We start from the raw sequence: 20,363 nt of genomic DNA, 5'->3' as shown, positions 1-20,363 counted from the left end.
GAGGCTAAGATGGCGAGAATAAAAATAGACTACGCAAAATGCACCGGATGTCGTCATTGCGAGGCGGCCTGTTCCCTGAGCCATATCGAGGGTATCGTCAATCCCAAGAGGTCCCGGATACGGGTTTTTTCCAAGGGCGATGCGTTCTACCCGGTGATTGCCGGTCCCTTTACCGATGCGAAATGCACCTCCAAAGTAACCGTCACAGTTGAGGGACGGGAATTTGACGAATGCATGCTATGCCGGGCCTCATGTCCGATCAAGCCGGTATTCAAGGAGCCCGATTCCGGTATCCCGCTCAAATGCGATCAGTGCGGCGAACCCGCAGACCCCCAATGCGTCAAGTGGTGCGCCAGCGGGGCTTTAACCCTTATTGAAGAGTAAACGGGGTTATGGGAAACCGCGGAAATCGTCTTGGATCGCTGTTTGTTTTGCCGTTATGATTTCCTATCGACATAATCTCTGTCCCAGCGATGTTTACTACCGTAACTGATGCTTCGTTAGGCTCACAAATGGAGCTCCGGAAACCAGAGTGCAATTTCATCTCTGGCCTCATCGATCTCCCCTGAAGCGTGTATAAGATTGTGTACGGGTCGCTTTTCAGCGTTGGCTATGTCTGGCGAATCAACGCTGTACCGCCCGCGGATTGAACCCGGATCTGCCATAATGGGCAGTGTGTTGCCAGTAATACGGCGCGCATTTTTTACTGCTGAATTGCCTTCCCAAATCATCGCAACAACATTGCCGCTGGTAAGAAAGTCGACGAGCCAACGCTTAACCATTTTCCCGATTTCAACTTGATCATCCGTGTCCAGTTCTGATTTGACGTCCTTGCCTACAAGTGAATACCCGTCGAGACACTTTTTGCCAACGGTTGAATACCAATCTGTGGTATCTGGATAGTGCCTGGTTACAAGGTCTTTGGTTGGACGCAACATCTTCATCGAATATAAGCTGAGCCCCGATCGTTCAAATGTGGAAATAATTTCACCAATCAGGCCACGGCGAACTGCATCAGGCTTGATCATGACAAAGGTCTTCTCCACTTCAATTCCTCCTTAATCTATTGACAGTTTATGGTAAATGTTGCCCTTAGTTCATCTAGTAAATCAGACGACAGGTGGATGCCGATTGATTGAAGATAGTCGCAGAGCAAACCAAACAATTCTGGTTGTGGCGTCTTCATGCTGCCCGGTGGACCGATATCCTGCCCAAGATCGACTACTACAACGTCGCTTCCATGAGAACGCAAATCATGAAAAGGGCTTATTGCAGCAAACCCAAGCTTTGACAAAGATGCCGTATACAAAACCAACAGATCTAATATTTCGGAAGGCGGCTCTATTGATTGCAATAGGACGTCTTTGACGCTGTAAGGCAAAAACTCCTCAATAACGTCTCCATGTCCCCACCCGTATAGCTTTGGAGCGAATACCCCGTTCGCTGCCAATAATTTACGACGTTCAACCCAGCCGTTGAGTATGTTTTCAATGGTTGTCCCGCCGTCAAAAGCCACACATGCTTTAATCAGTAATTCTGATTTCCCACTGCCTTCTGGGGTGACTGAGAATGGATATATATATGTTTCGGCCCCTCCTCGAGCCCATTTGCTTCCGGTTTCATCAAGATAAAATTGCGTTGTAGGGCTGTTCAAGAGGCCAAACTTGTATAGGGCTTGGCCGATGTTGGTCGTTTCAGCAACCCTGCAAAGTTCATCCTCGACAGTCCAAGATGACTCCATATCTCTGGTCATATCAATATCTCGTACCGAGGTGATATCTGTCCACAATAGAAAATTGGGCGAATCACTAACAATATACTAAGCTTTCGAATTGGTGCTTTTGTCGACTGGAAGATAATTTCGACACCGCCTTAAATGAGTGCACAGATGATTGTGGGCAACAAGAACAATCACCTGCTTCCCTTAAATCACTCTATCACACGTGGTATGGAATTCGCAATTGACAGTTACGGCTGGGGGCAGACGTTTGACCGCGATGGAAAAGACAGGGTAGTATATAGCTGGAAGATTTGTGAGAAGGTGATTTTCGATGCATATTGATCTGAAAGATATTGACCCGTGGGTGAGATACTGTATGTCCGGTGGTATCTTCTTGGCCTGTTTTGGCTTTGCATTTGCCTCCAGATGGATCATTACCGAGGTTGTTGGTGTTGTTGCCAAGCGGAGCAAAACCGTATTGGATGACCTTCTCATTCAAGCCCTCAAGACGCCAATCTTCTTAAGTTTCATTGCCTTAGGCTTATGGTTGGCTCTGGCACAGTCCACCGAGCATGATCCAGATATCGAACAAGCGTTCGTTGCGGTTTATATCGCCATCGTTGCCATGGCTCTGACGGGGACCTCCCGCGCATTGCTGACTTGGTACGGTATCGAGGTGGCAGCACGTACCAATACAAGCATCGATGATAAACTTCTGCCTATATTGAGGAAGGTGGCAACGTTTCTTATCTATGCCATAGCGTTCATGATCATCTTGGACCGACTGAATATTAACATTAGCCCCTTTATCGCCAGTATGGGAATTGGCGGGTTGGCTATTGCGCTTGCCCTCCAGTCCACTCTCACAAACTTGCTGGCAGGATCGTACGTGGCAGCAGATGGCGTTATCAAGAAGGGACATTACATTATGCTGGAGAATGGGCCAGAGGGGTATGTGGAAAGTATCAGCTGGAGGAGCACCAAACTTCGGCACTGGCAGGGGAACATCATCGTCATGCCCAACTCTAAGTTGGCGGAGGCCGTTGTGACTGATTATGAGGTGCCTGATGCAGCGATGCTGTTCGGGATCTCTTGCGGCGTTAATTATGCCAGTGATCTGGTGAAGGTGGAACGGGTGGCACTGGAAGTGGCCAGAGAGGTGATGCAGAAAATGCCTGAAGGCGCAAAGGATGCCGAGCCGCTAGTCCGCTTCAAGGAATTCGGGGATTCCAATATCAATTTCAGCATCATATTGAAGGCCAGGGATCGCGTCAGCCAATTCCCTCTCAAGAGCGAATTCATCAAGGCTCTAAACAAGCGATTCGCTGAGGAGGGCATCGATATCCAGTACCCGGCGCGCAAGATTTATTTCGCCCAGAATTAACCTGCCAGGACAGCAACGCTTTATGGTCAGCTCGGCTCGGGAAGTAGCTGAATCATAGCGTGGATAGCAAAAAGAGAGAGCCGCTCACCCCGCAGGAATCGCGGGGTGAGCGGCTCTCTCTCGATGAAGCCCCAATCAGTTGCTACTATTTCCGCGATGGAAGCGCAACGGTGGCGCTGCCTATGGTTGTCTTCTCGCCCTTGCCGTTCTCTACCCAGATATCACAATCTGCACAATGTTCATCGGCTTCGACATAAGTCTTGGTGACGGTGCCTTTGCACCACCAGGTTTCGCCATCCTTATACTGATGCATCGATGCCATCTGCCGGGGATAGTCCATAGCTCGGAACTGGCAGGAGAATTTCTTCAAGGTCCCCTGTGATCCCATCCAATCGGTGACCAGCTGAACCAGCCAAGCCCTCTTCAGCTGACCGTGGACAATTGGTTTGCCAACTCCCTGAGCAGCCGCAAAGGTATCTTCGTAGTGGAGCGGGTTGAAATCTCCGGAAGAGCCAGCCCACTTGGCCAGCATCTGAGTGGTGGCGATTTTCTTCAGCGGGGTTACCTCAGAACCTACTTTGACATCTTCGAAAACAATCTGTGTCGTCATTTTTACCTCCCAAGGTTAGAAAAATTAGCGGGCGAAGAAATTCTTGCGCGCCTTGGCTACCAAGCTGCCGTTCTGGTTGGTGAAAGTAGTATCTATGCTTGATAAATACATCTTGCCGGTTTTGGATTCCTTTTCATTGATCTCTGCAACCTTGGATATTGTCGCCAATGTATCCCCGGCCCTGATCGGCATATAGAACTCATAGTCTATTCCGCCGTCAAGAATACGAGGGTAACCTTCCTTAGCCAGCGCCTCCATCAAATCCACCATGATCTCATCCTGGAACGGCATGGCACCCGTCCATGAGGTAGGCCAGCCGAAGAACCCGGGCGGGGCAATGATAGCACCGTACTTCGAATTCTTGGCGAACTCGTCATCCCAGTAGAGCAGGTTAGTCTCGCCAACCGAGTCGGCATATCTCTTGATTGCTCCCTTCTCCACCTCAAAAATCTTGAGTTCCCCTGTTCGACCTATGAAACTCTTGATCGCTTCTGACGTCATAAATTATCCCCCTTTAACCTTTAGTAGAAGAACCTCTCTCAAATGTTAAACTTTTCGGGTATTCTCTGTCAACTCAATCTAGAGAGGACCGATGGCGCAAACAGTAAAGGGTAGCCGCTCAATCATCGTATTGGGCGAGAGCCTCTACCCTGAAGACCGACTCGGGTAATTTTAACCTTCTGTAGCTTGCTTATCTGCTCCTCAGGAAATCACGGCCAGAACCACTTTTTCTGCAGCCATACCGCCTATAATCACAAGAATGCTAACTAAAGCCCAACCCAAAATGCCTAGTTTTGATATTTGATATCCCCCTTTTTGGATAGCTGCTTTTGCCCTCACGCCATAAATAACGGGAGAACCGGGCAGGCGTCAGGGGAACCAGTACCTTTTTCCTATTCGTTATTGGGCCGGGGAAAACAGTTCTCCCTCCCCTTGTGGGAGGGAGCCATAGGGGGGAGAATCCAAGAGCAATTACGCCCATTTGTCTTTCCGGCCCCGTATCGGGTACGGGGTAAACTCCGGCCGGAATCCAGTCGCTCTTGGACCCCGGTTTTCACAGGGGAGACGGATTAAGGATTTTCCCTTTACAGGCCAGGGAGTTTCTGAACAGCAGAGCGAAGAATCTGTCGGCCGCTCAGGATAGACTCCGTGAAGAATCCATTCCCTGCGCAGAGTAACCTCCCCAAACAATCTCCTTGCTCGAGTGTGACAGATCTGTTATCTTCCCAGAGCCCGGTTGATCTCGTGGCGAATTCTTTCGGCCTCCAGTCTGGCGGCCGAGGCAAAATCAATTCCATTTGAGGCGTAGAGGACTTGGCGCGAGGCGTTGACGATGGCTTTTTCGCCATTGGCATCAACCCCGTTTTTGACTGCCCAGGCCAGGTCTCCCCCCTGCGCTCCGACGCCGGGGATCAAGAGCGGCATATCGGGACAGAGTTCCCGGACTCGCTTCAACGGCTCCGGTTGAGTAGCTCCCACCACCAGCCCGATATTATGGTGAGTATTCCATTCCGAAGCCTTCATGGCCACGATCTCAAAGAGCGGAAGCATTTTGCTGCTCCCTGCCATCTCGCAGCGGAGTTGCTGAAAATCAGTCGCGCCGGAATTGGAGGTGCTGCAAAGGATAAAAATCCCCTTGTTGACATAATCCATAAAGGGTTCAATCGAATCCCGGCCGAGATATGGATTCACAGTGGCCGCATCGAACCCTAACACATCGAATATTGATCGGGCATACTTCTTGGCTGTGTTGCCGATGTCTCCCCGCTTGGCATCGGCAATTACCGGAACGTGGTCGGGAATACGTTTACAGATTCTCTCCAGCGTAAGGAGCCCGTCCGTTCCCAGAGACTCGAAGAAAGCGAAGTTCGGCTTATAGGCGCATACCAGATCGCTGGTCGACTCGATGATCTGGTGGCAGAATTGCACAACGTCGATACCGGGGGGCATGCGAGTGGGGTCGGGGTCAAGGCCGACACAGAGAAGGCTCTTGTTTTTCCGAGATGCGTTGGCCAGCTTTTCGGCGAAGTTCATCAATGGGCCTCCTTTTTTTCGATCTTGGCCCAGGTATCGCGAAGGGTGGCCGTCCGGTTGAATACAGGTTTCACATCGGAAGAACCTACCGGATCGACAAAGAAGTATCCCTGACGCTCAAACTGGTAACGGCTGCCCGGCTTAGCCTGCGCCAGACTTGGCTCAACAAGGCAGGTCACCGTTTCTATCGATTTTGGATTCACGGTGGTTTTCCAATCTGCGCCATCGGCTACGTCTGAAGGGTCTGCCTTTATGGAGAGATGATCGTACAGCCGAGCTTCAGCTTCCCGAGCGTGAGCAGCCGAAACCCAGTGGATGGTGCTCTTCACCTTGCGGCCGCTCTCGGTCGAGCCGCTCCGGGTCTGGGCGTCATAGGTGCAGCGCAACTCCGTAACTTCGCCGGTTTTCTCATCCTTGACCACGCCGACGCACTTAATGATGTAGGCGTACCGCAGCCGCACCTCTCTGCCGGGGGCCAAACGGAAAAACTTGGGCGGAGGCTCCTCGCGGAAATCGTCCTTTTCGATGTAGAGAACGCGCGAGAACGGCACCTTCCGCGTCCCCATGCCCGGGTCTTCTGGATTGTTGATGGCCTCCATTTCCTCCACCTGATCTTCCGGGTAGTTTTCAATGACGATCTTGAGCGGATGCAGCACGACCATCGCTCTCGGCACACTCAGATTCAACTCCTCCCGGATGCAGTGCTCCAGCAACGCGATATCGATGGTGCTGTCGGTTTTGGCCACCCCGATGCGCTCGGCAAAGTTCCTAATGGACTCCGGAGTATAGCCGCGCCTGCGCAGACCGGAGATCGTCGGCATGCGGGGATCATCCCACCCGCTGACGTATCCTTCTCGGACCAGTTCCAGCAGTTTTCGCTTGCTCATCACAGTGTAGCTGAGATTGAGGCGCGCAAACTCGATCTGCTGCGGATGATAGATGCCCAGCGAATCGAGAAACCAGTCGTAGAGGGGACGGTGATCTTCAAACTCCAGCGTGCAGATGGAATGGGAGACTTTTTCGATGGAATCCTCCAGGCCGTGAGCCCAGTCGTACATGGGGTAGAGGCACCATTTATCGCCGGTGCGGGGATGCGAAGCATGCAGGATGCGGTACATCACCGGATCGCGCATGTTGAAGTTCGGAGAAGACATATCGATTTTTGCCCGAAGCACACGTGAGCCATCGGGGAACTCGCCTGCCCTCATGCGCCGGAACAAATCCAGGTTCTCTTCCGCTGAGCGATTACGATACGGGCTCTCCTTGCCCGGCTGAGTCAGCGTGCCGCGATACGCTCTGATCTCTTCCGAACTCAGGTCATCGACATAAGCGTTGCCCTTCTTGATAAGATCAATCGCCCAGTTGTACATCTGCTCAAAATAGTCGGAGGCGTAGAACAGCCGATCCTCCCAGTCGAACCCCAGCCATTGGACGTCCCGGATGATGGCGTCGATGTATTCCTGGTCTTCCTTGACCGGGTTGGTATCGTCGAAGCGTAGATTGCACTTCCCGCCGTACTGAGTGGCAATTCCGAAGTTCAGGCAAATGGATTTGGCATGCCCGATGTGCAGATAGCCATTGGGCTCCGGTGGGAAACGGGTATGAACCCTTCCGCCGAACTTGCCTGTCTTGAGGTCCTCGTTGATGATATCGCGGATGAAGTCGCGGATGGGCGTTGAATTTGGTTCGGTCATATTTCGTATCCTTTAAAATTCTCCCGCCCCTCTGTGGGCGGGAGTTAGAGGGAGGGGGAAAGTTCATCCTCACCCCGGATCAAGTCCGGGGCAGGCTCTAACCTCTCCCATTAAGGGAGAGGGACTTCTGGTTTACGTCATTCCCGACGCGATCGGGAATCCATCTCCCTCACCCCCCGGCCCCCTCTCCTCAGGAGAGGGGGAGTAAAAGATAACTGGGGGACACCCCCAGACCCCCGGCAGGAAGAATCCTGCACCTCTTTCAGTCATGATGGGGCTCTCATGCTACGCCTGCCCTTTACTTCTTCACATCTGGGTTAAGCTTTTTGAGTCCTCGAATCTCGCATTCTTCGCGAGTCCAAGGGAAGTAATCATATCTTAGGGGGTTATCCATTGCCACGATTAGATCAAATGGAATGTCTAGCTTTCGTTTTGCTTCTGTGTGCACTAGATGCACTTTTCTCCATGCGTCGGCATCATCAAATTTACATAACACATCCCACATGGTGGCCCAATCACGGCCTTCTCGGCCCGTGCCAGACAAGAAAACCAAGGCATTGGAAATGGACTCCTTGTTATGTTGGGCATCAAGGCAATCTGCAATTTGCTGGAGCGCCTCCTCTAACTTGCCCTTAATCTTTTCGATCATCAGCTTGAATATCTGGCGTGGATCTCCTAAGTAGGTTCCTCCAAATGACAGAATCCCCACATATGAGGTCCGTTCAATGGTGAACATGCCGTTAAGAACCGCTATCTCTGAACAACGCTCGTTTGCCAGACAATCCAGCAGGTCTTCTGGGAGGTCTTTTCGTGATTGTGCTATTTTGGGATATCTCTCATTTTGTCGGGTTGAGTTCAGAGTATCCCGGCAATCCTCGTACGTGTCAGTGGTCTCAATAGCAAGGCCAATTTGGTAGCAGAGCCCAGACTTTAGGAAAAGCCCACCTATGCGATCATATGCAAAATCAATGAGATAATCTCTTTCCCTGAAGTTCTTTGCTTCTGCAATAACTGTCTCTTCGCCTTTTTTCATGAGGAACTCGGCCGTCTTTGTCTTGTTATCCGTACTGAGCTTTCTTATATCATTGTAGTTATTTGCTTTTGCCCAACTGATCAATCTCACCTCGGCAAGTGCATCAAGGATTTTGAGATCATAGTTTGGGTCATGCCCGTTGAGATTGCTAAAAATGCCCTGACTATTGTGGACTTTCTCAAGTTGCGCATCTGCAAAAAGCTGTTCCTGATGCTGCATCCAATCCGAATCGGTGAAAAGAGCCCTGATGAATCTATTTTCAAACCAATCGTCTCTCATAATGCGCTGTCGCAAGGAGATTCCTAAGTGGGCTGAAAGAAGAGGATACTGGCTCAATTTCAGGTTCAATTCATCTTCACGCAGCCTTTCTATGGCAGCTGCAATCCGCTTCAAACATCTTTCCTTGCCCAGCACCGTCATGGTCTCAAAAAGTCCCGGTGAAGCGGTGCGGCCAGTGCAGGCTATACGAATCGGGCTGAAGAGTTGCCCCGCTTTAAGTCCAAGTTCCGAAGCCAGAGGCCGAAGCGTTGCCTCCAATGATTCATGACTGAACTTGTCAATGCCAAAGAGCTTTTCCAGAGACGCTTTAAGAGCAGCGAGAGTCGTTTCTGAAGTCATCTTCTTATCGATCAGCAACGCGGAGTCGTAATCGAGTTCATCGAGGAAGAAGAAATCGGCATAGGAAGCTGCTTCCTTGATGGTGTTGATGCGCTCCTGAATCAGCGGCACAATCTGGCGCGCGTAATCTTCTGGGATGGGGCGTTTCACCGAAGGCGGGAGATCGCGCTCAAAGACCGGCATCACTTTCTCCAATAGCGCCTCCGAGCTAAACTGACGGATATAGGTCCCGTTCATCCACCGCAGCTTTTCATGATCGAAAACGGCCGCTGTCTTGCTGATGCGTTCGATGGAGAAATGCTTCACCAGTTCTTCACGGGTGAATATCTCGGTTTTATCATCCAGCGACCAGCCCAAGAGGGCCAGAAAATTCAGCATTGTTTCGGGAAGAAATCCCTGATCCCTGAACTCGGTCACCGCGGTAGCTCCGTGCCGCTTGCTCAGTTTCGATTTGTCCGGCCCCAGGATCATCGGCAAATGGGCGAATATCGGCGGCTCCCAGCCAAACGCCTGGTAAAGCAGCACATGGCGCGGGGTGCTGGAAAGCCATTCATCGGCGCGCATGACGTGCGATATCTTCATGAAATGGTCATCGACGATATTGGCCATATGATACGTCGGGAAGCCGTCCGATTTGAGCAGCACCAGATCATCGAGCTGGGTGTTATCGAACGTCACCTCGCCGCGGATCAGATCGTGGAATGTGGTTTGTCCTTCCAGGGGCGCTTTGAGGCGGATGACCGCAGGACATCCTTCAGCCTCAAGCCTGATTTGCTCCTCCCGGCTCAGATTGCGGCAATGGCGATCATAGGCGCGTATCGATTCCTTGCGCTCGACCATCTGCTCGCGCATGCGGGCCAGCCGATCCGAGGAGCAGTAGCATTTATAGGCGTGTCCTGACTGGATCAACTGATGGGCGTACTTCTGATATAAATCCAGCCGCTCCGATTGAAAGTAAGGGCCGTAATCACCGCCGACCTCCGGGCCCTCATCCCAGTCGAGCCCCAGCCAGCGCAGGCTATCGAGGATACTCTCCAGGGCTCCCTCCATTTTGCGTGCCTGGTCCGTATCTTCAATCCGCACGATGAACTTGCCGCCGGTGTGCCGGGCATAAAGCCAGTTAAAAAGGGCGGTCCTGATATTCCCCACGTGCGGATTTCCGGTAGGGCTGGGCGCATAGCGGACTCTGATTTCTCTCTCGCTCACAATTCACCGTCCAATATCGACTCCTATTCTAGCATCATGGATGGAGAGAGTCTATTGGAGCGGATGACACGGATTTTGTTCTATGGTAAACTGTGTGGTGGAAAAGGGCGAGCCCTTTTGTAACAAAATTTCAAGATTAATCGAAGGAGGAAATGTGGGTAAACTAGATGGGAAAGTAGCCGTAATCACCGGTTCGGGAAGAGGCATAGGTAAAGCCACTGCAGAGCTCTTTTGTAAGGAAGGCGCCTCGGTAGTTATAAACGATATCGATCAGAAAGTGGTCGATGAGACCGTGGCCGAGATCAAGAAGGCTGGCGGAAAGGTCGTAGGGTGCCAGGCCGACATCACCAAGCCGGATCAGTGCCAGAAGCTGATGGACACCGCAGCGGAGAGTTTTGGGAAGCTGGATATTCTGGTTAACAACGCCGGCCTCACTCGCGACGGCGTGATCCACAAGATGACCGACGAAATGTGGGACCAGTGCGTCAATATCAGCTTGAAGGGAACTTTCAACTGCATTCGCGCTGCAGCCAAATATATGCGCAAAGAAAACCATAACGGACGCATAATCAATGTCTCCTCGATGGCCGCCGTCAGGGGAAATCCCGGACAGGCAAACTATGCATCCGCTAAGGGTGGAATCATCGCTCTGACCAAGGTCATCGGCCGCGAGTGGGAGAACTTTGGCGTTACCTGCAATTGCGTTGCTTATGGTCCGGTTGATACCCGGCTTACTAAGTCTGCCGAATCGCAAGACGAGGTGGTGGGTGGGGTAAAACTGGGAATACCCGCGAAAGCCCGCGATAATATCATGGAGAAATATCACGGCAAGATCATGCAGCCGGCAGATGCGGCATGGCCCATTTTCTTCTTTGCCACTCCCGAAGCCTGGTGCATCAACGGCAATTGTATCCAAGCGGCTATCTACGGATTTAACTAGACATAACCATAAAGCCATAGCGATTTACAGGGGTATACGCCTTTTAGGGGGTATACCCCTGATCATAATAGGGAACGCTGAACGTATTTTGCTGCGAGTGAGCGCAACCGGCTCGACGTGTATCGGGAAGATTCATAAATCCTTATGGGGAGAACAAAATGGGTAGATTAGACGGCAAGGTGGCAGTGGTCACCGGCTCCGGCAGAGGTATCGGCAAAGCAATAGCTGAGCTTTTCGCTAAAGAAGGGGCCAGCGTGGTCATCAACGATGTCGATGAGGCGGTTGCTCTGGGAGCAGCAAGGGAAATCGAAGGTGCCGGCGGCAAGGCAGCGGTGTGCGTTGCCGATATACGCCTGCCGGAAGAATCGAAGAAGCTCATAGATACGGCGATCGAGAAGTTCGGCAAGCTGGATATACTGGTGAACAACGCCGGAATCGCGCGGGATAACCTGGCAAGTCGAATGACCGATGAGCAGTGGAATCTGGTCATCGATATCAATCTCAAGGGGACTTTCAACTGCATCCGGGCGGCATCAAGGCACATGATGAAAAAGGGCCACAACGGGAGAATCATAAACGTATCTTCCATCGTGGGGTTGACCGGAAACCCCGGGCAAATCAACTACGCTGCATCTAAATCGGGGGTGATCGGGATCACCAAAACGGTAGCCAGAGAATGGATGAGGTACGGGGTGACCTGTAATGCGGTGGCCTTTGGCGGTGTGGAGACCCGATTCACCACAACCAAAGAGAAGGGCGAGGAGTTTTTCGGTGAAAAGACAGGCATTCCTCAGAAGGCCAGAGAGGCGATGGTTCAGCAGATGGAGAGCCAAACCGTTGGGGGAGGGATGATGACGCCGGAAGACGCCGCGAAAAGCGTATTGCTGCTGGCTCTGGATGAAGCTTCGTGGATTACTGGGAATGTGCTTAACGCTACCGGCGGACTGTATATCTAGAAAATATCTGGTTGGGTGGTGCAGAAGGCTTTCCGACAGGGCGGTTACTTCTTTACATTGCGTCTTCTTGAGGATGGTTTGGGTTTGGCGTGGTATAATTCCATCACCACAAACTCATATTTATTTTTTACCATGCGGCCGGAACTGACAAACCCACACTTCTCAAAACACATCTGAGCTCTGATATTTGAGTTCAAGGTGAGCAAACGTATTTTTTCGAGTCCGACATCAAGGAAGACATGCCGCACCAGCGTGGCCACTGCATCCGAGCCGTATCCTTTTCCCCAGTACTCGCGGTCCCCGATCATTATGCCGATTTCCGCTTCTTTGCTGATGGGGTCGAGGTTATAGTAGCCGCAGTTTCCGATATACTTTCCGTCCAGGGTCTCAATCCCAAATCGGTGGTTTCGCTTGTTTTGATGATTGATGATTTCGGCATAGTGCACCAGGAATTCGGCAAAGGGCATCTGAAGCGCCTCGGCTGCGTCCAAATCCATCAGTTCGCCATCTGTCTCCCATGCGTAGTCGCTGACGGCATCGGTAAGCCGCTTCTCCCGAAGGACTATCTTGTCCCCTCGATGGTTCTTCCCGCGAAGCGTGGTTGATGACATTGGTGCTATTTTAGGTCTTATGAAATGGCCTGTCAAGGGTTGCCGGAGTTCTTTTTGTATATGGTTAATTATGCTATCCTAAGCTAAGGGAGCCATCTGAAAGGCAGTGCTTTTGAGCCGTGAATGAGTGTTTTATCATAGCGATCGATATCGGCGGTACGAATCTGAGAGTTGCTCTTGCTGATGGGAGCGGCAAGCTCATTGCCAGGAATGCGGAGCGAACACAGGCTGAAAAAGGCCCTCAGAATGGCGTTGAGCGGCTCAAAACGCTGATACGCAAAACTGCCTCGTGTGTCGATTTTGAAAAAGTGAGAGGGATCGCGGTGGCCTCAGCCGGACCGATCGATCCGGCAAGAGGGGTAATTTTAACTCCTCCCAGCCTTCCTACCTGGCGGAATGTGCCGTTGAAGGCGCTGTTGGAAGAAGAATTCCGGCTGCCAGTCTGGCTGGAGCATGATGCCGATATGGCTGCTTTGGGAGAGAACCGGTTAGGATCGGGCCGGGGGTGTAATCATCTCATCTATATCACCGTCAGCACGGGCATTGGTGGGGGCGTGATTACCGGAGGAGAATTGCTGCGGGGCTCCAGGATTTCAGCTTCCGAGTTGGGACATATGGTCGTTGACCCACAGGGGCCGATGTGCAATTGCGGCGGAAGAGGGCATCTCGAAGCTATGGCTTCCGGGCCTGCTATCGCGCTCATGGCTTCGAAAAGGATCTCCAGGGGGGAGAGCAGCAGGCTTTCCTCATTTGTCGGCAGCAGCTTGTCCGAGATAAGGGCAGAGATGGTGGTACAGGCTGCCCGTGATGGAGATGCTCTGGCATGCGAGGTCATGCGAAACGCCGGGACCAGCCTGGGCTTTGCCATTGTGTCCCTCATCCACATTTTCGATCCCCAGGTGGTCATTATTGGTGGGGGGGTATCCAATGCGGGCGAGTTGCTTCTGGGTCCCATCCGTGAGGTGATAGCCGAACAGGCCATGCCGGATTTCAAAAACGGAGCGAGGGTAGTCTGCTCAAGCTTGGGGGATGATTCCGGCATTCTGGTCGCCGTGACCTTTGCGCTGGATAAACTCCAGGCGATGCCCCGCAGGGAATGAAATGAATAGAGCTGAAGGGGAAGGTGATCCTTGCAGCCTTTTCAAAGCCACTGTCGCTTTGCAGACTGTCGGCTGCAAACTCAATCAGGCGGAGAGCCAGTCGCTGGCGCGCCGGTTTGTTTTGGCCGGATATGGGCTGGTGTCTCCAGATGAAACCCCTGACATTTTTGTTTTAAATACCTGCACCGTGACTCACATTGCCGACCGCAAGTGCCGGCAATACCTGCGCAATTTTCGACGAAACAATCCCGCCTCACTGGTCGTTGCGATCGGATGTTATGCAGACCGAGATGCCGCAGGGTTGGGCCGGATTGAAGGCGTGGACATGGTTGTTGGCAACAGGGATAAGGATCGCCTGGTGGAACTGGTGGAGGTCCGGCTGGGTTATCCTGGCTCTCCTGAGAATGGCAACGGCTACCATGATTTAGCGCCATTGCTTCTTCGAACCCGGGCAATGATCAAGATTCAGGATGGGTGCAACCATCCTTGTTCCTATTGCATCGTGCCCTATGTCAGAGGCCGTGAGCGCAGCGTTGTAGCGGAAGCGGTCATTGGCGAAGTCAACTCTATGGTTGAGGCGGGATGCAAAGAGATCGTTCTCACCGGAACCAGAATCGGAGCTCACAACAGCCCGGGTGGACTCGAAGGGCTGCTGAGGCATATTCTGAATGAAACAAACATTGAACGGATTCGGCTGTCCTCACTGCAGCCAAGGGAAATCTCGCCTTCCTTGATTGGGCTCTGGAGAGACAATGAGAGAATCTGCCGTCATCTCCATCTGGCGCTTCAAAGCGGCAGCGATTCTGTGCTCCGCCGCATGAACCGAGCGTATTCCACCGAGGAGTACCATGCGACGGTGGATGCGGTCAGGGCTGCAATGACTGATGTTGCGATTACCACCGATGTCATTGTCGGCTTCCCCGGAGAGAGTGAGGCGGAATTCGAACAAAGCTATCGGTTTTGCGAGCAAATGGGTTTTGCCAATTTGCACATCTTTCCCTATTCCCCGCGTTCCGGGACTGCCGCATCGCGAATGGCGGATAAGGTTTCGGAGAAGGTCAAAAAAGATCGAAGCCATGCCATGATCGATCTGGCGCAGCAAAGCGCCCGGAGATTTCGCCGCGCGTTCCTGGGGAAGACGCTCGTGGTCTTGTGGGAGGAGCGAAAGGAAGATTTATGGATCGGGCATACGAGCAATTATCTCAAGGTGGTTACACAGAGCGAAGAACCTCTGACCAATCGATTGCTTCTGGCTGCTCTGCGGAGCGAACATCACGATACTCTTTGGGGAGAGATCACCTGGGAATTCACGCAAGGGGAGGAATGAAACGATATGGGTGAGAATGCCAATTTGATCTATCTGATCCTCTTTTTCCTATGCCTTATGACGTCAGCTTTCTTCTCCAGCTCGGAGACGGCTTTCATCTCCCTGCAGAGAGTGCGAATCCGGCATATGGTGAGCAGCGGCGTTGCAGGCGCTGACGAGGTGGAGAAAATGGTCCAGCAGCCTGATCGGCTGCTGGCGACTGTGCTTCTGGGCAATAATTTCGTCAATACGGCCGCTGCCGCGTTGGGCACGCTGATCGCCGTGGATGTCCTGGGGGAAGGGGTGGGAGTGGTGGTAGCCACTGTTGCTGTCACGATCATGCTGTTGATATTTGCTGAGATCGTTCCCAAGATCGTCGCCACTCGTACCAGCGAGCGAATGGCATTGCTCTATGTCAATCCAATGAGGATCATTGCCACAATCATGTCCCCTGTGACCTTGATTCTGGCCAAAATTGCCTCGAGTGTGGGAGAGTTTGTTGGCGGGGGAGAAGCGCCACGCGGCCTCATCAGCGAGGAAGAAATCCGGGCCATGATTTCTCTGGGGCGTGACGAGGGAGCTGTGGAAGAGGATGAGGCAGACATGATGGAGCGAGTCTTCCAGTTCGGGGATCGTCAGGTCGCCGAGATCATGACGCCGCGTACGGATATCGTGTGGGTGGAAAAAGATACCAAGCTTGAAAATTTTCTGGAGATATATGCGCAAGCGCCGCATGCCCGCTTTCCTGTTTTCGAAGGCATGAGGGATCATGTGGTGGGCGTTCTGGGGATCAAAGATGTGCTGATGGCGCAAGCCAAGAAAGAATTGGGTGAAGGAAGTGTGGTCACCGATTTGGCTCGGCCGGTGCATTTTGTTCCGGAGACCAAGATCATCGGAGAGCTTTTTGGCGAGATGCAGGAACAGAATATTCATATGGCCATTGTGGTGGATGAGTACGGCGGCACGGCTGGCCTGGTGAGCATTGAGCAGATACTGGAGGAAATCGTAGGGCAATTAGGCGATGAGTTGGCGGTAGGCGAAAAGCCGGTTGAGACCATTGGCTTCAATACCTATCAGGTCAGTGGCGGGATGAAGCTGGAGCAGGCGAATGAAGAGCTTGCATTGGGGTTGCCGGAGGGGGATTATGAAACCCTGGCCGGATTTATCCTCCATGCGCTGGGTCACATCCCGAAAGAGGGAGAGCGGCTTAAGCACGAGGAGGTTACCCTTACTGTGACCGAAATGAAGGGAGTCAAGATTGAAAAGGTACTTGTCATCAAAGCCTGATCCGCAGCAGAGAGTTCGCGTTACCTTCAGCCGTAGCGGTGAAGTGAAATACATTACCCATCTGGATATTATGCGTCTCTGGCAAAGGGCGCTGCGCCGAGCAGGGATGCCTCTCACGTACTCGCAGGGGTTCAATCCTCATCCCAGAATCTCCATCGCGGCACCGCTGGCCATTGGGGTTACCAGCGAGGGGGAGTTGATGGACCTTTTCTTTGATAGAAGGGTGTCGCTGGAATTCTTTACCCAGGCGGTAGGAAGGCAGTTGCCCGTGGGCGTCAGCATACTGGGTGCAAAAGAGCTATGGCCCGGACTCCCTTCGCTCCAATCCCAGCTCCGTTTTTCGGAATATCGGGTTGAAGTGGAATCAGACAAGGGCATTGAGGAAGTGGCTGCATTGATTCGGTCTTTACTGGGGAAGGTGACTCTGCCGTGGCAGCATGCCAGAGGTGAGGATGTGCATCGTTACGATTTGAGGGCGCTGATCGATGACGTCTGGATTATCGACAGGGGTGAATCCTGTTATACCCTTGGCATGAGGCTCTGCAGTGACGGAAGCGGATCGGGCAGGCCGGAGCAAGTGATTCTGGCGATGGGAATTTCCGGTTTACCCAGGTCTGTCCATCGCACAAAACTGGTTTTCGGAGCGGGGTAATGCGACTCATTCTGGTCAGACACGGAGAGACGGATTGGAACCATCAACGGCGGTTGCAGGGACAACACGATCTTCCTCTCAACGAACTGGGAATAGCACAGGCGGCTTTGATCGCTCGATCCCTTCAAAAGGAAACTGTGGAAGCGATTTACACCAGTCCGCTCAGACGAGCCCTGGAGACAGCCGAAGCGATCAATCGGTTTCATCGGCTGCCGATAAAGGGCATCGATGGGTTGAAAGAAATAAGTGCGGGGGAACTCGATGGTGTGCAGGTTGCCGATGTGAAGTGCAAATACCCGGAGTTCTATCGACTCTGGACGATTAATGCCGCCGCGGCCCGGCTGCCGGGTGGCGAGTCTCTGCCGGAAGTTCAGGAGCGGGTTTGGGAATCTGTCCAGGGCATACTCAATAACGGCCATTCCGGCAAAGTGATCGTGGTCAGCCATTTCTTTGTTATCTTGAGTCTTCTCTGCAAGACGCTTGATTTGAGCCTTTCAGAATTCCGCAGATTCGGGATGAATGTGGCCAGCATTACCACGCTGGATTTTTTCGGCAGCCAGGCCCGGCTGGTTTGCTTCAACGATACCTGCCATCTGGGGTAGGACCCTCTCGCATCGAGGGAGTAGATCAGAGGGAGATAAATCCTGATGAAGATTGACCAGCAGTTGTCCCGGCAGGTCCGGCGTTTTATTGACGACCATCAGCTTATTGAAGCGCCCGGCCCTCTGGTTGTGGGGGTTTCCGGCGGGGCCGATTCCGTCTGCCTCCTGCACATTCTGGCGCAGTTACAGGATGAACTTGGACTCAATCTTCACGTCGCTCATTTGAACCACCGCTTGCGAGGCGAGGAGTCGGATGGCGATGCCCGATATGTTGCCGAACTGGCACAGAAATTGGCGCTCTCTGTCATCATCGAGGAGCGCGATGTCTCTTCATACCAGGTCGAGAAACGGATTTCCCTGGAAGAAGCTGCCCGAGAGGTCCGCTATGCCTTTTTCAGCCGGGTTGCCAAGTCGGTTGGGGCTGATGCCGTGGCAGTGGGACATACCGCCGATGATCAGGCCGAGACCATTCTGATGCACCTGATCCGGGGAACGGGAATGGCGGGACTTCGAGGTATGCAGCCGCTCTTTCGCCGGCATTTGCCGGGCGGTTCCCTGAGGGTGATCCGCCCTCTTCTGGAGGTCACCCGGCAGCAGACCGAAGCTTACTGCAGCCAATGCAATCTTTCTCCGAGAATCGATTCCTCCAATCTCTCACCAAAATACCTGCGCAATCGTATCCGCTCTGAGCTGATGCCGATCCTTCAGGGCTATAATTCCAACATCCGGGAAAATCTCACCCGCACAGCTCGGATTGTTGTAGCTGACATGGATCAAATCGATGCAACTGTATCGCAGCTCTGGGAATCCGTCGCCAGTGAGCGGCCTGATGGCATTGCCCTCGACAATAAAGCGTTTGCGGGTCTTTCTCTTTCCCTGAAGCGGTATCTGCTCCGTTCGGTGCTGGAAAAGTTGCTGGGAGAGTTGAGAGATATCGAAGAGGTTCACATCGAAAGCCTGCTGGAGGCGATGGAGCATCCGGCAGGCAAGAAGCTCTTCCTGCCCGAAGGACTGTTATTCTGGGGCGATTACACCCAGAGCCTGATCACAACAGAGGAAGAGGCCCCTTGCCCCTTGCCGAAATTCGAAGGGGAACACAAATTGGCTGTCCCAGGTGAACTGCTCATCTCCGGCTGGGGCGTCAAGGCGCAAATCAGGGATTGGGATTCAGGATGCAGGGTTCAGGAATCGGGGGTTTACAGGGCCGTATTCGATTTCGATCTGACCGGCGCTGATCTTACTATCAGAAGCCGCCGAGAGGGTGATCGATTTCAGCCTTTGGGAATGCAGGAGTCCAAAAAACTCCAGGATTTCATGACTGACGCCAAAATTCCCCGTGCCTGGAGAGATCGGGTTCCGCTGCTCTGTTCCTGGGGCCAAATTCTCTGGGTGGTTGGCTGGCGCATCGACGATCGGGCAAAGGTGACTCCTTCGACCCGGCGAGTCCTGGAAATCGAGTTCGAAAGAGATTAAATGGATGCTTTGGTTAGAATCGACCCGTGCTTATCGGGTGGCTCTGATCCTCGTGTCCGGATCGCCTTCGACGCGTCCGTATCATCCTCTTGGCGTCTTCTCCTTTGGTCTCCCAGGCAATTGTTCCCCCCACAATCAGGACAGAGAAGATCATGGTCCAGATGGCTCGGGTCTTGATTCCGCCAAAAAAGCTATCGCCAAAATTGACCGCTACTTCTTGGCCCTTTTCCAGCAGGACCAGTTCAAGTCCTGTCTTGTCCGATAGTTCAAAGGCGTCTTTGATGTCCGGTTTGATGGAATGGGAATAGGCTACAGTCAGGGCAACATAGATGATCAGCGAGGCGATAAAGAGGGTCGTAAATGCCCATAATACCCGTCCTTTCCAATCCCGTCCCGCCAGAAAGCCGATAGCGATGAGCACGATGAAGGGAATGAGGATTATGACCCACAGCCATTTTCGGACCGAATGAATGGCGCTGCGAGCATCGTCGAACGAGTCAAGGTCGCTCTCTTTATCTGAAATCGCATCGCGGAGGTCTGTCTGGTCTACGGTATAGCCATCGGCGATCCATCCGCGGATATCCTCAAGGGTTTCTTCTTCATCGCTATTCAGTTCATCCTTGAGATCGGCATCGGTGAAGGTGTAACCCGTTTGAACCCAACCGCGAGCCTTGTCCAATATTTCTTGATTGTCTACGCCCATTGATCGTCTGATATCGGCATCGGTGTAGGTCCATCGGTCCGGTATCCGGTCTATGACCATTTGCTGGAGAACATCGGTAATGGAGACAGGGAGCATGCTTTTGAACTGCTCGTAAGATACTCCGTAAGGCCTGCAAGAGGGAATGCCGCTGGGTGGCAGGTTCTGAAGGGATCTCTGGAACTCTGCCAGGCTGCAAGTGGGTAAACTCGAGAAGAGGGGGCTCAATTTCCTGTCTACCGTTTCTGCCAAGACCTGAAGGGCCGCTGCTTTTCGATCTGACAGGTCTATGGTTATCGCGATGCTGTTGGACTCGCCTTTCACGTAGGTTGCCATGCTGTAGACGACTTCCTGGAATCTTGCTTGTGCCCATGAGTCAGGCAAAACTCCTTTGATGGCCGAGGCGATTTCCTTCTGGGTCAGGCTGAGATTGAATG

18 protein-coding genes and 1 pseudogene are annotated in these 20,363 nt (G+C 52.6%); 10 read left to right on the top strand and 9 right to left on the bottom strand.

The features are described from left to right. The first annotated feature begins 9 nt into the window (after positions 1 to 9). Complete coding sequence (locus PHV74_06350) at positions 10 to 384, top strand: hypothetical protein (GenBank protein MDD5093983.1); 375 nt, start codon at positions 10 to 12, stop codon at positions 382 to 384. Positions 385 to 506: 122 nt separating this feature from the next. On the opposite strand, the gene PHV74_06345 is transcribed toward PHV74_06350, so the two are convergent. Together PHV74_06345 and PHV74_06340 are read right to left on the bottom strand one after the other, a co-directional pair. Continuing rightward, positions 507 to 1,052: a nucleoside-diphosphate kinase gene (locus tag PHV74_06345; GenBank protein MDD5093982.1), complete on the bottom strand. Its 546-nt coding sequence runs from the start codon at positions 1,050 to 1,052 to the stop codon at positions 507 to 509. An 11-nt stretch (positions 1,053 to 1,063) separates the two neighbouring features. Next, entirely contained in the window at positions 1,064 to 1,753 is a 690-nt protein-coding gene (locus tag PHV74_06340) for a hypothetical protein (protein MDD5093981.1), read from the bottom strand. A gap of 298 nt (positions 1,754 to 2,051) precedes the next feature. Here PHV74_06340 and PHV74_06335 point away from each other — a divergent pair, with 298 nt between their 5' ends. Then, positions 2,052 to 3,104 carry a mechanosensitive ion channel family protein gene (locus PHV74_06335; GenBank protein ID MDD5093980.1) on the top strand — a complete coding sequence of 351 codons (1,053 nt, stop codon included), beginning with the start codon at positions 2,052 to 2,054 and terminating at the stop codon, positions 3,102 to 3,104. Positions 3,105 to 3,249: 145 nt separating this feature from the next. Here PHV74_06335 and PHV74_06330 read toward each other — a convergent pair whose 3' ends face one another. From PHV74_06330 to gltX, 5 genes and pseudogenes are all read right to left on the bottom strand, one after another. Further along, on the bottom strand, positions 3,250 to 3,714 hold the full coding sequence (locus PHV74_06330; protein ID MDD5093979.1) for a MaoC/PaaZ C-terminal domain-containing protein: 465 nt from the start codon (positions 3,712 to 3,714) through the stop codon (positions 3,250 to 3,252). A 24-nt stretch (positions 3,715 to 3,738) separates the two neighbouring features. Beyond that, the gene (locus PHV74_06325) at positions 3,739 to 4,215 is read right to left on the bottom strand and encodes a MaoC family dehydratase N-terminal domain-containing protein (protein ID MDD5093978.1); all 477 of its coding nucleotides are present in this window, start codon (positions 4,213 to 4,215) and stop codon (positions 3,739 to 3,741) included. A 717-nt stretch (positions 4,216 to 4,932) separates the two neighbouring features. Further along, complete coding sequence (gene pyrF, locus PHV74_06320; GenBank protein ID MDD5093977.1) at positions 4,933 to 5,748, bottom strand: orotidine-5'-phosphate decarboxylase; 816 nt, start codon at positions 5,746 to 5,748, stop codon at positions 4,933 to 4,935. Then, the gene (locus PHV74_06315; protein MDD5093976.1) at positions 5,748 to 7,442 is read right to left on the bottom strand and encodes a glutamine--tRNA ligase/YqeY domain fusion protein; all 1,695 of its coding nucleotides are present in this window, start codon (positions 7,440 to 7,442) and stop codon (positions 5,748 to 5,750) included. Before PHV74_06315 ends, pyrF begins: the two co-directional genes overlap by 1 nt. Before the next feature lie 1,387 nt (positions 7,443 to 8,829). Then, positions 8,830 to 10,299: pseudogene (gene gltX, locus PHV74_06310) on the bottom strand (glutamate--tRNA ligase). Positions 10,300 to 10,453: 154 nt separating this feature from the next. On the opposite strand from gltX, the gene PHV74_06305 reads away from it, so the two are divergent. Together PHV74_06305 and PHV74_06300 are read left to right on the top strand one after the other, a co-directional pair. Continuing rightward, positions 10,454 to 11,239, top strand: a complete 786-nt coding sequence (locus tag PHV74_06305; GenBank protein MDD5093975.1) for an SDR family NAD(P)-dependent oxidoreductase — start codon at positions 10,454 to 10,456, stop codon at positions 11,237 to 11,239. 158 nt (positions 11,240 to 11,397) lie between these two features. Next, positions 11,398 to 12,195: an SDR family oxidoreductase gene (locus PHV74_06300; GenBank protein ID MDD5093974.1), complete on the top strand. Its 798-nt coding sequence runs from the start codon at positions 11,398 to 11,400 to the stop codon at positions 12,193 to 12,195. A 44-nt stretch (positions 12,196 to 12,239) separates the two neighbouring features. Here PHV74_06300 and PHV74_06295 read toward each other — a convergent pair whose 3' ends face one another. Beyond that, the gene (locus PHV74_06295; protein MDD5093973.1) at positions 12,240 to 12,806 is read right to left on the bottom strand and encodes a GNAT family N-acetyltransferase; all 567 of its coding nucleotides are present in this window, start codon (positions 12,804 to 12,806) and stop codon (positions 12,240 to 12,242) included. A 119-nt stretch (positions 12,807 to 12,925) separates the two neighbouring features. On the opposite strand from PHV74_06295, the gene PHV74_06290 reads away from it, so the two are divergent. The 6 genes from PHV74_06290 to tilS are packed head-to-tail and all read left to right on the top strand — an operon-like array spanning position 12,926 to position 19,226. After that, the gene (locus PHV74_06290; GenBank protein ID MDD5093972.1) at positions 12,926 to 13,906 is read left to right on the top strand and encodes an ROK family protein; all 981 of its coding nucleotides are present in this window, start codon (positions 12,926 to 12,928) and stop codon (positions 13,904 to 13,906) included. Between the two features lies 1 nt (position 13,907). After that, on the top strand, positions 13,908 to 15,233 hold the full coding sequence (gene mtaB / locus PHV74_06285; protein MDD5093971.1) for a tRNA (N(6)-L-threonylcarbamoyladenosine(37)-C(2))-methylthiotransferase MtaB: 1,326 nt from the start codon (positions 13,908 to 13,910) through the stop codon (positions 15,231 to 15,233). Between the two features lie 6 nt (positions 15,234 to 15,239). Next, positions 15,240 to 16,499 (top strand): hemolysin family protein, encoded by a 1,260-nt coding sequence (locus tag PHV74_06280; protein ID MDD5093970.1) that lies wholly within the window; start codon positions 15,240 to 15,242, stop codon positions 16,497 to 16,499. Continuing rightward, positions 16,471 to 17,151, top strand: coding sequence for a TIGR03936 family radical SAM-associated protein (locus PHV74_06275; GenBank protein ID MDD5093969.1), 681 nt, complete (start codon positions 16,471 to 16,473; stop codon positions 17,149 to 17,151). The genes PHV74_06280 and PHV74_06275 overlap by 29 nt, the downstream gene beginning before the upstream one ends. Next, a complete protein-coding gene (locus PHV74_06270; protein MDD5093968.1) occupies positions 17,151 to 17,753 on the top strand; it encodes a histidine phosphatase family protein in 603 nt (200 codons plus the stop codon). Before PHV74_06275 ends, PHV74_06270 begins: the two co-directional genes overlap by 1 nt. 45 nt (positions 17,754 to 17,798) lie before the next feature. Next, entirely contained in the window at positions 17,799 to 19,226 is a 1,428-nt protein-coding gene (gene tilS / locus PHV74_06265; GenBank protein MDD5093967.1) for a tRNA lysidine(34) synthetase TilS, read from the top strand. A 13-nt stretch (positions 19,227 to 19,239) separates the two neighbouring features. On the opposite strand, the gene PHV74_06260 is transcribed toward tilS, so the two are convergent. Next, on the bottom strand, positions 19,240 to 20,363 hold a 1,124-nt coding region (locus PHV74_06260), incomplete at its 5' end, for a hypothetical protein (protein ID MDD5093966.1).

Source organism: Dehalococcoidia bacterium (genome assembly GCA_028711995.1).
Classification (GTDB): Bacteria; Chloroflexota; Dehalococcoidia; order SZUA-161; family SpSt-899; genus JAQTRE01.
The sequence above is the reverse complement of the archived record's forward strand: the minus strand, read 5'-3'. Positions and strand labels throughout refer to the sequence as shown.